This window comes from Streptomyces sp. T39 (genome assembly GCF_008042045.1).
In the GTDB taxonomy this organism is placed as follows: Bacteria; Actinomycetota; Actinomycetes; order Streptomycetales; family Streptomycetaceae; genus Streptomyces.
In genome coordinates this window covers 13,892-26,374 of the sequence record NZ_RDBP01000026.1, presented here as the reverse complement: position 1 = coordinate 26,374, position 12,483 = coordinate 13,892, and the positions used below count along the sequence as shown (strand labels likewise).

At 75.2% G+C, this 12,483-nt stretch carries 15 protein-coding genes and 1 riboswitch; of the genes, 11 read left to right on the top strand and 4 right to left on the bottom strand.

Features of this window, described 5'->3' with window-relative positions:
* Positions 1-57: 57 nt before the first annotated feature.
* Entirely contained in the window at positions 58-1,677 is a 1,620-nt protein-coding gene (locus EAO77_RS20470) for a phytoene desaturase family protein (protein ID WP_147989747.1), read from the bottom strand.
* Positions 1,677-2,126 carry an SRPBCC family protein gene (locus tag EAO77_RS20465; RefSeq protein WP_147989746.1) on the bottom strand — a complete coding sequence of 150 codons (450 nt, stop codon included), beginning with the start codon at positions 2,124-2,126 and terminating at the stop codon, positions 1,677-1,679. Before EAO77_RS20465 ends, EAO77_RS20470 begins: the two co-directional genes overlap by 1 nt.
* A 447-nt stretch (positions 2,127-2,573) precedes the next feature.
* Here EAO77_RS20465 and EAO77_RS20460 point away from each other — a divergent pair, with 447 nt between their 5' ends.
* The 5 genes from EAO77_RS20460 (at position 2,574) to EAO77_RS20440 (ending at position 5,448) form a co-directional block, all read left to right on the top strand.
* Positions 2,574-3,452: an SDR family oxidoreductase gene (locus tag EAO77_RS20460; RefSeq protein ID WP_147989745.1), complete on the top strand. Its 879-nt coding sequence runs from the start codon at positions 2,574-2,576 to the stop codon at positions 3,450-3,452.
* Between the two features lie 216 nt (positions 3,453-3,668).
* Positions 3,669-4,016: a hypothetical protein gene (locus EAO77_RS20455; protein WP_147989744.1), complete on the top strand. Its 348-nt coding sequence runs from the start codon at positions 3,669-3,671 to the stop codon at positions 4,014-4,016.
* 45 nt (positions 4,017-4,061) lie between these two features.
* Positions 4,062-4,556, top strand: a complete 495-nt coding sequence (locus EAO77_RS20450) for an MSMEG_6728 family protein (protein ID WP_147989743.1) — start codon at positions 4,062-4,064, stop codon at positions 4,554-4,556.
* 338 nt (positions 4,557-4,894) lie between these two features.
* Positions 4,895-5,122: a DUF2945 domain-containing protein gene (locus tag EAO77_RS20445; protein WP_147989742.1), complete on the top strand. Its 228-nt coding sequence runs from the start codon at positions 4,895-4,897 to the stop codon at positions 5,120-5,122.
* Positions 5,122-5,448 (top strand): DUF3140 domain-containing protein, encoded by a 327-nt coding sequence (locus tag EAO77_RS20440; RefSeq protein WP_147989741.1) that lies wholly within the window; start codon positions 5,122-5,124, stop codon positions 5,446-5,448. The genes EAO77_RS20445 and EAO77_RS20440 overlap by 1 nt, the downstream gene beginning before the upstream one ends.
* A gap of 59 nt (positions 5,449-5,507) precedes the next feature.
* Here the strand turns inward: EAO77_RS20440 and EAO77_RS20435 are convergent, their stop codons facing one another.
* Positions 5,508-5,915, bottom strand: coding sequence for a (2Fe-2S) ferredoxin domain-containing protein (locus EAO77_RS20435; RefSeq protein WP_147989740.1), 408 nt, complete (start codon positions 5,913-5,915; stop codon positions 5,508-5,510).
* Between the two features lie 62 nt (positions 5,916-5,977).
* A riboswitch (cobalamin riboswitch) is annotated at positions 5,978-6,103 on the bottom strand.
* Positions 6,104-6,483: 380 nt separating this feature from the next.
* Here EAO77_RS20435 and EAO77_RS20430 point away from each other — a divergent pair.
* Both EAO77_RS20430 and EAO77_RS38730 read left to right on the top strand, forming a co-directional pair.
* Complete coding sequence (locus EAO77_RS20430; RefSeq protein WP_147989739.1) at positions 6,484-7,278, top strand: SDR family NAD(P)-dependent oxidoreductase; 795 nt, start codon at positions 6,484-6,486, stop codon at positions 7,276-7,278.
* A 133-nt stretch (positions 7,279-7,411) separates the two neighbouring features.
* Positions 7,412-7,585: a hypothetical protein gene (locus tag EAO77_RS38730; RefSeq protein ID WP_187283331.1), complete on the top strand. Its 174-nt coding sequence runs from the start codon at positions 7,412-7,414 to the stop codon at positions 7,583-7,585.
* 257 nt (positions 7,586-7,842) lie between these two features.
* Here EAO77_RS38730 and EAO77_RS20425 read toward each other — a convergent pair whose 3' ends face one another.
* Positions 7,843-8,319: a DUF6194 family protein gene (locus tag EAO77_RS20425; protein ID WP_147989738.1), complete on the bottom strand. Its 477-nt coding sequence runs from the start codon at positions 8,317-8,319 to the stop codon at positions 7,843-7,845.
* A 74-nt stretch (positions 8,320-8,393) separates the two neighbouring features.
* Between EAO77_RS20425 and EAO77_RS20420 the strand changes: the two genes are divergently transcribed.
* The 4 genes from EAO77_RS20420 to EAO77_RS41385 all read left to right on the top strand — a co-directional run.
* Positions 8,394-9,131, top strand: coding sequence for a MerR family transcriptional regulator (locus EAO77_RS20420; protein ID WP_147989737.1), 738 nt, complete (start codon positions 8,394-8,396; stop codon positions 9,129-9,131).
* Between the two features lie 136 nt (positions 9,132-9,267).
* Positions 9,268-11,307: a glycosyl hydrolase family 28-related protein gene (locus EAO77_RS20415; protein ID WP_147989736.1), complete on the top strand. Its 2,040-nt coding sequence runs from the start codon at positions 9,268-9,270 to the stop codon at positions 11,305-11,307.
* Between the two features lie 103 nt (positions 11,308-11,410).
* Complete coding sequence (locus EAO77_RS20410) at positions 11,411-12,097, top strand: GntR family transcriptional regulator (RefSeq protein ID WP_261994053.1); 687 nt, start codon at positions 11,411-11,413, stop codon at positions 12,095-12,097.
* 184 nt (positions 12,098-12,281) lie between these two features.
* Positions 12,282-12,483 (top strand): hypothetical protein (locus EAO77_RS41385; protein ID WP_187283330.1); only part of this gene is annotated, 202 nt, incomplete at its 3' end.

Below are 12,483 nucleotides of genomic sequence, written 5' to 3'. Positions count from 1 at the left end.
CCCGGGGCACCCGCCGCATCCCGCCCCGAGACCGCCGACCGGGCGGGCGGGGCCTTGTCAGGCGCGCGGTTCGGCGGAGCGCCGGGCGAGGGTGCGCTGGGCCCGCGCCAGCATCCCGTGGGGCGAGAAGGAGCGCAGGGCGGCCCGTGCGGCGTTCGCGCCGGGCGCACCGTGCACGCCGCCGCCCGGATGGGCCGAGGCGGACGCCAGGTAGAGGCCGGGGACGGGGGTCTCCGGACGTCCCGTGCCGGGCAGCGGGCGGAAGAAGAGCTGCTGGTGCAGGGCCGCCGTGCCGCCGTTGATGGCACCGCCGTGGAGGTTGGCGTCCAGCGCCTGGAGCGTGGGCGGGGCGAGCAGCCGCCGGGCCCTGACGAGGCCGCGGAACCCGGGTGCGCAGCGCTCCACCTGGGCCTCGACGCGATCGGCCATGGCCGTCTGCTCGGCCTCGGTCCAGGTGCCGCCGATGCCCGCGGCCCCGGCGTCGCCCCGGACGTCGTGCGGCACATGGGTGTACGCCCAGGCCGACTCCGTACCGGCGGGTGAGCGGGAGGGGTCGGTGGTCGTCATCTGGCCGAGGACGACGAAGGGCCTGTCGGGCACCTGGCCGGACGCCAGCTGCGCGGCGAAGCGGGTGAGTCCGTCGACGCCGTCGGCCAGATGCACCGTCCCGGCGGTCGACGCCTGGGGGGCGCTCCACGGGATCGGGCCGTCGAGCGCCCAGTCGACCTTGAAGGTGGCGAAGTCCCACTGGAAGCGGTCCATCGCGACCAGCAGGCTCGACGGCAGGTGGGCGGGGTCCACGAGCCGGCCGTACAGCGCGGGGGCGGACACGTCCGCCACCACCGCGCGGCCGGCCCGCACCTCCTCGCCCTCGGCGGTCCGCACGGCGACGGCCCGGCCGCCGCGCACCACGACGCCGACGACCTCCTCTCCGCAGCGCACCGCGCCCCCGCGCCGCCGAAGACGCGACACCAGGGCATCGGTCAGGGCGCTCGCGCCGCCCACGGGCACCGGGAAGCCCACCTGCTGGCCGAGCATGGACATCAGCCAGCCGTAGCCGCCGCTGCCGGCGGCCTCCGGGCCGAGGTCGGCGTGCAGGGCGTTGCCCGCGAGCAGCAGCCGGCCGCCCTCTCCGCGGAAGTGCTCCTCACCGAGCCGGCGGACGGGCAGCACCAGGGTCCGTGCCAGGCTCAGCCCGCCGGCGCCCCGCATGCGCGCCGCGAGCCGCACGGCGGCACGCAGGGGCGGGAACGGGGTGAACAGGGCCCGCACGATGTCGTCCCCGAGGCGCTCCCACACCTCGTACAGGCGCTCCCACGCCTCACCGTCCCCCGCGGCGAAGGCCTCCAGCCCCTCGGCGGTGCGTTCCGGTGATCCGTCCAGCACGGCACAGCGCCCGTCGGGCAGGTGGTGCGCGAGCACCCGCGGGGCGCGCGCCCACCGCAGCCCCTCGCGGCCGAGTTCGAGCCCGGCCAGCACCGGGGAGGCGGCCGCCAGCGGGTAGAAGGCGCTGAACATGTCGTGGACGAAGCCCGGCAGCACACCGCTGTCGCTGCGCACCGCCCCGCCGGGGCGGTCCTGGGCCTCCAGTACCTCGACGCTCCAGCCCCGGTCGGCGAGGAGATTCGCGGCGACGAGCCCGTTGGGGCCGGCGCCGATCACGACCGCGTCGGGCATCAGTGCCGCTCCGGGACGGTGGAGGACTCGACCGTCTCCGCGAACCGCCGCAGCAGCGCGCGGTGCCGCAGTTGCTGCACGGCGTCGAAGGCGGCGTTGTGCAGGGCCCCGCCCGGCCCTCGCAGCGGGTGCTCGTCGAAGAGCACCAGGGTGTCGTCGCCCCAGGGCCGCAGTTCGAAGGCGATGCGGGCGGTGCCCAGCGGGCCGCTGTAGGCCTCGAGTTCCAGCCGGTGGGGCGGTTCGCTGACGCGGACGACCGTCCGGCCGTCCGCCTCCCACGGCCCGATCCGGACGGTGTAGGCGAGGCGGGCCCCCTCGGCGGGCCAGTCGCCGTCCTGCTCCGCCGACCGGGTGGTCCCCACCACCCACTCGCCGAAGCGGTCGCCGTCGGAGAGGACGTCCCACACCTGCCGGGGGGTGCGGTGGACGAGTCGGTGTCGCAGTGCCATGAGCCCTCCTGGAGTGGGCCGGACGGGTGCGCTGCCGGACCCGTTCAGGGTAGACCGGTGGGCCTGCCGCGTCCTGGCGGGCGCCGCCCGGTGCGGGTGCTCCCGCGGCCGCGGTCCGTCAGCCCTCGACGCCGGTGGGGACGCCGGTGGAGGGGTGCGCGGAACCGACCGGTCCGGGTTCGGGTGGGGGCAGCCGCCGCGCCGCCCGGCCGTCCGCCGGACGTGCGTGGCGTGCCCGAGGCGTAGGCCGTCCGGGGTCCGGACGGTGTGCATCGGGCCCTGCCGGGTACTCAGGACCCGGCTGCCGCGGCGGCCTCCCGGACGGACACCGGCCGTCCCCGTCGCGGGGGGCCGGGAGCCTCCCCCACGGGCGCGCCGCACGGACGAGCCGCACACACGAACAGGACCGGCGGTCGACCCACCGGTCCCCGGGCTGAGGGGCATCCGATGGACGACGACGCGATCGCGCACCGGCGGGTGGCGGTGGTCACCGGGGCCGCCCGGGGCATCGGGGCGGCTCTGTCGCGGGAGCTGGCGGCGCAGGGACTGCGCGTCGCGCTGCTGGGCCGGGAGGTCGAATCGCTCCGGGCCGTCGCCACCGGGCTGCCCTGGGACGCCCGGTGCTTCGCGGTGGACGTCACGGACCGGGTGGCCATGGAGGCTGCCGCCGCCCGGGTGGCGGAGGAGATGGGCCCGGCGTCGGTGGTGGTGGCGAACGCCGGCATCGCCGCGACGGGGCCGTTCGCCGGCGGCGACCCCGAGCTGTGGGAACGCGTCGTGGACGTCAACCTCTTCGGCAGTGCCACCACCGCGCGTGTCTTCCTCCCCCAGCTCGCCCGGACGCGCGGGTATTTCCTGCAGATCGCGAGCACCGCGGCCTTCGGCGCCGCGCCCATGATGAGCGCCTACTGCGCCTCGAAGGCGGGGGTGGAGTCCTTCGCGCAGGCGCTGCGCGCGGAGGTGGCCTCGCAGGGGATCGATGTCGGGATCGCGTATCTGCACTGGACGAGGACCGAGATGACCCGCGACATCGACGAGCACCCGGTGCTGGAGGCGCTGCGCTCGTCCCAGCCGCGCTTCGCCGCGCGGGTGCACTCGCCGGAGGAGGTGGCACGCCTGCTGCGGCGGGGTGTCGCGCGGCGTGCGACGAGTGTCCACTGCCCGCCGTGGCTGCGGCTCGTCCAGCCGTTGCGTCCGCTGTTCCCGCCGCTGGTGGCCCGGGTGGCACGCAGGCATCTGAAGCGTCTGGACACCGGCGAACTCGCCCGGGCATCGGGCGTCCTGGGCGCCGGCGGGGAGGCGGACTGGGAGGCCCGCCGCCCGTAGCGGCGGTCGGGTGCGCCGAAGGCCGCGTCCCCCGGGTGGGGGCACTCGCGGGGCGCCGTCGCCGTACCGGGTGTGGACTCGCCGGGTGGGGGTACGCGGGCCCGGAAGTCCGGCCGGACGGGCGGCGGCCGTACGGTCGCCGTGCAGGAACGTCCGGGCCGGCGGGATCGGGCCCCGTCCGCCCATCCGGCCCACGACCCGTTCGGAGAGACGCAGATGACAGCGAGCACCCCCTGCATCACGGCCCCCGGGGTCCGGCGACGCGGCCGGGCGTGGGTGATCACCCTCGGGGACGCACCGCGCGGCCGGGACCTCGACCGGGTGGTCCGCACGGTCGACGACCTCGCGTCCGCGAAGGACGCGGCCCTGGTCGTCGACGCCGGTGCCGTGACGTCGGCCGACGACTCGCTGGTGGAGTGGCTCACCGCCGTCGGCAGGCGCCTGCCCCTGTGCGTCGCCGCACCGTCCCCCACCGTGCGGACGCTGCTGCACCGCTCCGGCGCGGGCCGGGCCGTGCCGTCGGCCTCGTGCATGGGCGAGGCGCTGGACACCGTCGGCATCTGAGCGTCTCCCGCCGCTCGCAGGCACCCGTACAGGAGGTGAAGCGGGATGCAGACCTTTCTGCCGTACCCGGACTTCCGGGAGTCGGCGGCCGCCCTGGACGCCAGGAGGCTGGGCAAGCAGCGGGTGGAGGCGCTCCAGGTGCTGCGCGGCCTCACCGTGCCCGGGTACGGCTGGCGGCGGCATCCCGCCGTGCGGATGTGGGCCGGTTACGAGGAGGCGCTCGTCCGCTACGGGCTCGACGTGTGCGAGGTGTGGACGGACGCCGGGCGCGCCGACAGCTGCGCGCTGACCCTCGTGCACGACTACAGGGCCTGGGCGCCCGAGGCGCTGTCCACGGCCCGCAGCCAGGACCGTCTCGCGGAGGCGGGGGATCTGCCGCCCTGGCTCGGCTCGGCGGACTTCCACCGCAGCCATCGGTCGGCGCTGGTCCGCAAGGATCCCGCGCACTACCGCGACCGCTTCCCCGACGTCCCGGACGACCTGCCGTACGTGTGGCCGGCGTCCGACCGGTCCCCCGAGCCCCCACCCGGGCAGGGCTGAAGGCGGGCCGCCGCCGGGAGCTCGCGGCGGTTGCGGCAGCCGGGTGGGCAGGGCCGTCACCCCGTGCTTCGGTCCGGGCCGCTTCGACGGGGTGCCGGACGCGCCCGGCGCGCCGGTCCCGCGGGGCGGCGGGAGTGTTTGCACCCGGCACCGCTGCCCGGCGGGGACATCACCGTCACTCCGCCGGCGGCCCTCGTCACGGAGCTGTCGGGCGCGCTGCACACCGTCCCCGACCAGGACCTGCGCATTCCGCTGTCCCGCGCGCCCGCGCCCGCGCAGTGGTGTCCGGGGGCGGCCGGCACGACCCTGGACGGAGAACGGACCGGAAAGGGAACGACATGTCGAAGAAGAGCAGGCTCGGCAAGGGCGACAAGGTGTCGTGGCGCAGTCACGGCAAGGAGGTGACCGGCAAGGTCACCGGCAGGCACACGGACCGCACCGAGGCGGCGGGCCGGACGGTGGACGCCTCGCCCGAGGAGCCGCAGTACGAGGTGGAGAGCGACACGTCCGGCCGCAACGCCGTGCACAAGCGGGACGCCCTGCGGAAGAAGGGCGGCGGATCCTGATGCCGGAGGACCGGGAGGAGACCTACCGCGCGTTCCGGGACAGCGTCAACATGACGGCGTCCGAACTCACCGAGTGGCTCGGCACGGACGAGTCCGGGGCCGTGGGGCAGAAGGACGGCGGGGAGAGCGTCGGCCACGCGTCGGGACGCCGCATCGTCGATCTGCTGAACACGAAGAAGTCGGATCTGAGCGATGCCGACATCGCGCACATGCGGAAGGTGAACGGGTACGTCCACCGTCACCTCGCACAGCGGCCCGACGGGGACGTCACGGACACCAAGTGGCGCCACTCGCTGATGAACTGGGGGCACGACCCCGTCAAGTGACCGCCCGGGCGCCCGGACCGCCGTACTCGGCGGCTGCGTCCGGGCGGCACCGGACCGCCTCAGGAGGTCGCCCGCCGCCCGGGCGGGGTGAACGTGTACAGGTCGAGGATGTCCGGCAGCGGCGCGACGCCGGGCCCACCGGCGCGGACCCAGGCGACGACGTCCTCGGTCGCCGGCACGTCGTTGACCAGTCCCAGCCACACCGGCCGCCCGCCGGCGGCCCTGCCGGCGGCGGAGGGCCGCACGACGACGACGTTGGCCTGGTCGCACACGTCGAGGCAGTCCGAGACGCTCACCGGCGCCGCGCGGCGCAGGCGTGCGGTCTGGGCGTCGTGGTCGACACCGGTCACCTTGGGGCTGCCGCAACAGCAGTCGCGGCAGACGACGATGCGGCACGGCACCGGGCCGGCGGCCGTGCTGCCGGTCGTCGCTCCGGTCGTCGTTCCGGTCGGTGGGGTGGCGGGCATGGCGCACCGTCCCTCTCTCCGGGGAGATCCGCCCCGGGGGTTCGTCGAGGAGGCGACCGCGTGAGTCTCCTGGCTCTCGGGTCTGTGCCGCTCCCGGCCTTCCCACCCGCACGCGGGCAGTGGCTCGTCGGGACCGGCTCGCCGATCACAGTGGCGGGACCGCGCCGGATTCACACCGGCTTCCTCGTCCGCCGTCGCCTTGTCGCCGGGCATCCTCTCATCCGGGACCGGACCGTCGCACGGCGGGCGGCGACGGCGGCCGCGTCGGACATCCGGTGACCGCCGGTCCCGAACGCGAGCCCGCCTGCGCGGTGTCGGTGTCCCCGGCGGCATCGGGCGCCGGGCACGCACGGCCGGTGACCGGCTCCCGGCCGGCAGGGCCGGGCACGGCGGCGCCGTGTCCGCGACCCGGCGGCATCGGGCCGGGACGCAGGAGGTGTTGGCGTGTCGGCCGCGGCGGTCCGCGCGGGGGTGCCTCAATGGAGGCGCACCGCACCATCCCGCCGGGCGCCGGACCGGTGCACCGCGCCCACCCGGCGGATCCGCTCACCTGAGGAGTGCAGTCCCCATGCAGATCACCCTCGACGGGAGGACCGCCCTGGTCACCGGGTCGACCCAGGGAATCGGCGCGGCGATCGCCGCCGGTCTGGCGGCGGCAGGCGCGCGTGTCGCGGTCAACGGACGCGACCCCGGCCGGACCGGGGAGGCCGTGGAGCGGCTGCGTGCACGGGTGCCCGACGGCGACTTCGTCGCGGCGCCCGGCGATCTCGCCGGGGAACAGGGGGCGGCCGACGTACTGGGCCGGCTCCCCGTGGTCGATGTGCTCGTCAACAACCTCGGGATCTTCGGTTCGCACCCCGCGCTGGAGATCGACGACGACGCGTGGCGGCGCTACTTCGAGGTGAACGTCCTGTCGGCGGTCCGGCTGATCCGCTCCTGCCTGCCGGGAATGACGGAGCGGGGCTGGGGCCGGGTGCTGAACATCGCCAGCGACTCGGCGGTGGTGACCCCGGCCGAGATGATCCACTACGGTACGACCAAGACCGCTCTGCTGGCCGTCACCCGCGGCTTCGCCAAGGAGGCGGCGGGCACGGGCGTGACGGTCAACTCCGTGATCGCGGGACCCACTCACACCGGAGGGGTGGAGGACTTCGTCCACGGGCTCGTCGGCACGGATCTGCCCTGGGACGAGGCGCAGCGGGTCTTCATGCGGGAGCACCGGCCGCAGTCGCTGATCCAGCGGCTGATCGAACCCGAGGAGATCGCGCACATGGTCGTCTACCTCAGCTCCTCGTTCGCCTCGGCGACCACGGGGGGTGCGCTGCGGGTCGACGGGGGCTACGTCGACTCGATCCTCCCCTAGCGGCCGCGCCCGCCGGGAACGGTCCCCCGGCGGAACCCTCACCTCGTCCACCGGGATGAGCGGGAGGCGTTTCTCCCCGGGGAGCCCGGGCAGGCGAGTCGGTGAGCAAGGATGCAGCGACGAAAGGACCGACATGAGCGCCGGAGAGAAGGCCAAGGCCAAGACCGAGCAGGTTGTCGGGAAGGCCGTGCGGAAGGCGGCCCACGCGATGGGCAACGAGACGACCGCTGCGAAGGGCGCGGCCCTGGAGACCCGGGGCAAGGCCCGTGCGGCCAAGGAGAAGCCCAAGGGCGGCTTCGGACACTGACCGCGGCCGCGCACCGCGGCACGACGGGGCCCGGCAACCGCGAGGCGGTTGCCGGGCCCCGTCGTGCGGTCACCGGGTGCTCCGGCTCCGCCGGACCGCCCGCAGCGCGCCGACGGCGGGGGCGGGGGCGGGGGCGAACCCCGGAAGCCCTCCCTGCCGGGGGCGGTGCCGCCGCGACCGGGGTCACCGGCCGGTCCGGTCCCGCCCACGGACGCCGTGGGGGGTGACCGCCGGCGGCGGCGGTCACCCCGGGGCCCTCAGTCTCCCGTGGTGCCGGAGCGCCGGTCGTGGCGGGCGCGGGCGAGGCCGTGGGCGGCGGTCAGCAGTTCAGCGGTCGCCGCGCGGGTGCGCGGGCCCGGGTTCACGACCGCCAGCCAGCCGGCGGAGCCGTAGACGGGGTGGGCGGTCACGGTGTCGCCGGCCGCGGGGTCGGTGCCTTCGGGAGCCGGCTCGCGGGGCGCGTGACCGGTCCACCGGGTGAACGCCTCCTCGCCGGCGGCGATGTTCACCCGGTAGGTGTCCGGGCGGTCGAGGCGCGACGTCTCGTCGCCGGGGAGGTCCTTGGTGGTGATCGTCGCGAACGGCTGGGCCGTCGCCGGGACGACACCGTCCGGTGCGTAGTAGAAGAACGTGTCCCCCCAGCTGATGTCCGGCGAGCCGTCGCCGGGGGCCGGGCGGAGGGTCAGCACGCTGTCCATGCCGCCCACGAAGGTGATGATCTCGTCCTGGGTCATGGGCTCCAGCGTTCCATTCAGGTGCTTGTGGAGACTTGGTGGCATCAGGGAGCCGGGATCGAAGGGGCTGGGGGATGACAGGTCTCCAATCGGTGCGTCTGCGCACCGTCGACGTCGCGCGTCGTGCCGGGTACTCCGTGCAGCAGGTGCGCAACCTGGAACGGGACGGTGTGCTCCCGCCGGCGGCGCGCACGCCCTCGGGCCATCGGCTGTACGGGGAGCGGCACGTGCAATCCGCGCTGGCCTACCGGGCGTTCGCCGCGGGCGCCGGTCCGGTCGAGGCGAAGCGGATCGTGCGGGCCGCGCACCGATTCCCCGCGTCACCGGAGGTGTTCGCGCTCCTCGACGCGGCGCACGCCCGGCTCGACGCGGAGCGCACGGACCTGCGCCGTGCGCGGGAGGCGGCCGGGGCGATCTCCGGCGAGCGGATCGAGGGCGTGCGCGCCTCGGACGCGATGAGCGTCTCCGAGCTCGCCGGGGCGCTCGGTGTGCGGCCGTCGACGCTGCGGCACTGGGACGCCGAGGGCCTCGCCGTCCCGGACCGGGACCCCCTGCGGGGCACGCGGCGGTACTCGCCGGCCCAGGTGCGGGACGCGCGCGTCGTCCACCAGCTGCGCAGGGCGGGTTACCGCATCGGGGCGCTGCGGGCCCTCATGCCGGAGCTGCGGCACGGCCGCCGGTGGGAGGACGTGGCGTCCGCCCTGGACGCCCGCGAGGCCGCTGTCGTCGCCCGGTCCCGGGGCCTGCTCGACGGTGCTGCCGCGCTCGCCGCCCTGCTCCCGAGGGACGGAAAGCCCGCAACATTCTCATGAATCATTGCGATTCCAGCGCGCAAATTCTCGACAGATCCCTTGTGGACTGCTCGCTCAGGGCCCTACTGTCCCCACGCCGCCCCGTGCCGCACGCACCCGGCGCGCACCCCTGCCGGCCGACGGAAGTGAGCCCCGGATGTACTCGAACCGTGCCCGCCGTGGCACACGGAGCGGCCGGCGAGCCGCCCTGGTGACCACCGTCCTCGCCCTGTTCCTGAGCGCGACGCCCGCGGCGGGAGCGGAGGGCCGGCCGGCCGCACCCGCCACGCGCCCGGACACTCCCGTGGTGACCCGGGCCGCCGTCGACCCCTCGCTCGTCGCGGGGCGCGGCGCCACCGTGGCCTTCGACGAGCAGGAGGCGGAGAACGCCGGCGGCAACGGCACGGTCATCGGCCCCGACCGGACGCCCTACACCCTCGCCTCCGAGGCGTCGGGGCGCTCCGCCGTGCGCCTGGCACCCGGCCGGTACGTGGAATTCGTGCTGCCCCGGGACGCCAACGCCATCACCGTCCGCTACAGCATCCCCGACGCCCCCGAGGGCGGCGGCATCACCGCTCCGCTCGACGTCACCGTCGACGGACGGCACCGCAGGACCATGACGCTGACCTCGCAGTACTCCTGGCTCTACAACCAGTACCCGTTCACCGACGACCCCCGGGCCGGCCTGCTCCACCCCGACTGGTGGATCACGGAGTGCTCCTGCGTCCCCGCGGCCACCACACCGGCGCCGGAGATCGCCAAGCCCTTCCGGCCCACCCACTTCTACGACGAGCAGCGGCTGCACCTCGGCCGCACGTACCGGGCCGGGGACCGCGTCCGGCTGACGGTGCCCGCCGGCAGCCCCGCCGCCTGGACCGTCGTCGACCTGCTCGACAGCGAACTGGTCGCCAGGCCGCACGTGGAGCGCGGTGGCGTGGACGTCCGGATGCTCGGCGCCGACCCCACCGGCCGGCGCGACGCCGCCCCCGCCATCGAGCGGGCCGTCGCCCTCGCACGCCGGCTCGACCGGCCCGTCTACCTGCCGCCCGGCACCTTCCGCGTCGACCGCCACATCGTCGTGGACGACGTCACCGTCGTGGGCGCAGGCAACTGGCACACCGTCCTCAAGGGCCGCGCCACGGCCCTCGGCGCACCCGCCCCGGACGGCTCCCGGACGACAGGGGTCGGGCTGTACGGGAAGAGCGCGGCGGAGGGCGGCAGCCGCGGCGTCCACCTCTCGGGCTTCGCGATCGAGGGCGATGTGCGGGAGCGGGTCGACACCGACCAGGTGAACGCGATCGGCGGGGCCATGAGCGACTCCACGATCGACGGCCTGTACCTGCACCACACCAAGGTGGGCCTGTGGTTCGACGGCCCGATGTCGAACGTGAGGGTCACGAACAACATCGTGGCCGACCAGATCGCCGACGCGCTCAACTTCCACACGGGCGTGACCGACTCGCTCGTGCACAACAACTTCGTCCGCAACACCGGGGACGACGGTCTCGCCATGTGGTCGGACACGACGGCCGATGCGCGCAACACCTTCTCCCGCAACACCGTCCAGTCGCCCACCCTGGCCAACGGCATCGCCCTCTACGGCGGCGCCGACAACACCGTCAGCGGGAATCTCGTGGCCGACCCGGTCCGCGAGGGCAGCGCGCTGCACGCCGGTTCCCGCTTCGGTGCCGAGCCCTTCACCGGCACCCTCCGCTTCACCGGCAACACCACGGTCCGCGCCGGAACCCTCGACCTCAACTGGAGGATCGGACTCGGGGCGATCTGGTTCTACGCACTCGACCGGAGCATCGACGCCGACATCCGGGTGACCGGCGACCACTACCTCGACAGCACCCACAACGCGATCATGCTGGTGAGCGAGTACGGGGTGAAGGACCGGTACGGCATCCCCGCCGTCCACTTCCGGGACATCCGCGTGGACGGCACCGGCAACTCCGTCGTCAGCGCCCGCACACAGGGGTCGGCCACCTTCGAGAACGTGGACGCCCGCAACGTCGGCGCCGTCGGCGTCAACAACTGCGGTGCGTTCAACTTCCCCGCGACGGGATCGGAGTTCACCCTCACCGACCGGGGCGGCAACGACGGCGGCTGGCTCACCGACCGGCTGCTGCCCAACACCATCACCTGCGACGACCGGCSGCCGGTCGTCGTGCCACCGCCGCCTTCCGAGTGGTGAGGGCCCGCCGCCCGCGCCCCCGCCGCCGCGGCTGACCGCCGTCCCTCGCCCGGCCCGCTCGCCGTATCCTCGCCCAGGACACGGCGAGCGGAGGACGGTGCACGTGACAGGCAGCGGACCGGAGGCGGCCCCGGCGCCGGGCGGGGGCGGGCGCACTCCGCTGAGCGCGCAGGCGCGCGAGGCGGTGCGGCAGCGGATCGTGGACCGCCGGTACCCGATGGGCTCCCGCCTGGTGGAGCGGGAGATCGCCGAGGAACTGAGCATGTCCCGCGTCCCGGTCCGGGAGGCGCTCCGGGCCCTGGTGGCGGAGGGCCTGCTGGAGCTGCTGCCGCACAGCGGGGTGCGGGTGCGGCGCCTGGAGCGCGCCGACGTGCGCCACCTGTACGAGGTGTGGGAACCCCTCGCGGTGCAGGCGTCGCGCCTGGCCGCGCGGCGGGTCGCGCGGGCGGAGGGCGAACCGGAGGGTCTCGCGGCCCTGGCCGCCCTGCTGGAACGGGCCGAACAGGCGGCCGCGGCGGACGAGGACGAGCGCGAGGTGGCGGCGCACACCGCGTTCCACGAGCAGATCGTGTCCCTGGGCGGCAATCCGCTCCTCGCCCGGACCATGGAGCAGCTGAGCTGGCAGCTCCAGCTGCTCTTCGGCCTGCACGAGGAGCCGGACCACATGCGGTCGCAGCACGCGGAGATGTTCCGGCACATCGCGGCGGGCGACGAGGAGTCGGCGGCGGCCAGCACCCTGCTCCATGTCCGCGACAGCAGGACGGTCGCGCTGCGCTCCCTCTTCGGATAGCCACCTTTCACACGGCCTCCACTTTTGTATACCGAATGCTCGAAGGACGGACGAACGATCACCGCACAGCCCCTGGATCACCGTGCATGAGCCTGCTCGATCTTGTCGGCTTCCAGCCGTTGGTATACAAACGAGGGGCGGCCCTCCGGGCCGCCCGCCATGCCACCGCTGCCGAGGAGCCCCCGTGTGCGTCGAGCCGCGGGAGGCCGTCGGGGATCCGCACCCGGGAGCGGGGGCCGGCGGCCCGGACGACACCGCGGCGCACGACGACGACCGCGTCCTGCGTGACCTCGCCGGTCGCCGGGTCGAGCAGGGTGCCGCCCTCCACGACCAGGTCGCCCTCGACGGCCGGGGCGCTCTCGTCCGCCCCGTCCGCCCTGCGGCGC

What these genes read in the sequence shown, in the direction of transcription:
- EAO77_RS20430 (WP_147989739.1), top strand. Translation starts at nt 6,484, where the DNA reads ATGCAGATCACCCTCGACGGGAGGACCGCCCTGGTCACCGGGTCGACC.
- EAO77_RS20445 (WP_147989742.1), top strand. Translation starts at nt 4,895, where the DNA reads ATGTCGAAGAAGAGCAGGCTCGGCAAGGGCGACAAGGTGTCGTGGCGC.
- EAO77_RS20420 (WP_147989737.1), top strand. Translation starts at nt 8,394, where the DNA reads ATGACAGGTCTCCAATCGGTGCGTCTGCGCACCGTCGACGTCGCGCGT.
- EAO77_RS20465 (WP_147989746.1), bottom strand. Translation starts at nt 2,126, where the DNA reads ATGGCACTGCGACACCGACTCGTCCACCGCACCCCCCGGCAGGTGTGG.
- EAO77_RS38730 (WP_187283331.1), top strand. Translation starts at nt 7,412, where the DNA reads ATGAGCGCCGGAGAGAAGGCCAAGGCCAAGACCGAGCAGGTTGTCGGG.
- EAO77_RS20455 (WP_147989744.1), top strand. Translation starts at nt 3,669, where the DNA reads ATGACAGCGAGCACCCCCTGCATCACGGCCCCCGGGGTCCGGCGACGC.
- EAO77_RS20435 (WP_147989740.1), bottom strand. Translation starts at nt 5,915, where the DNA reads ATGCCCGCCACCCCACCGACCGGAACGACGACCGGAGCGACGACCGGC.
- EAO77_RS20450 (WP_147989743.1), top strand. Translation starts at nt 4,062, where the DNA reads ATGCAGACCTTTCTGCCGTACCCGGACTTCCGGGAGTCGGCGGCCGCC.
- EAO77_RS20470 (WP_147989747.1), bottom strand. Translation starts at nt 1,677, where the DNA reads ATGCCCGACGCGGTCGTGATCGGCGCCGGCCCCAACGGGCTCGTCGCC.
- EAO77_RS20440 (WP_147989741.1), top strand. Translation starts at nt 5,122, where the DNA reads ATGCCGGAGGACCGGGAGGAGACCTACCGCGCGTTCCGGGACAGCGTC.
- EAO77_RS20425 (WP_147989738.1), bottom strand. Translation starts at nt 8,319, where the DNA reads ATGACCCAGGACGAGATCATCACCTTCGTGGGCGGCATGGACAGCGTG.
- EAO77_RS20460 (WP_147989745.1), top strand. Translation starts at nt 2,574, where the DNA reads ATGGACGACGACGCGATCGCGCACCGGCGGGTGGCGGTGGTCACCGGG.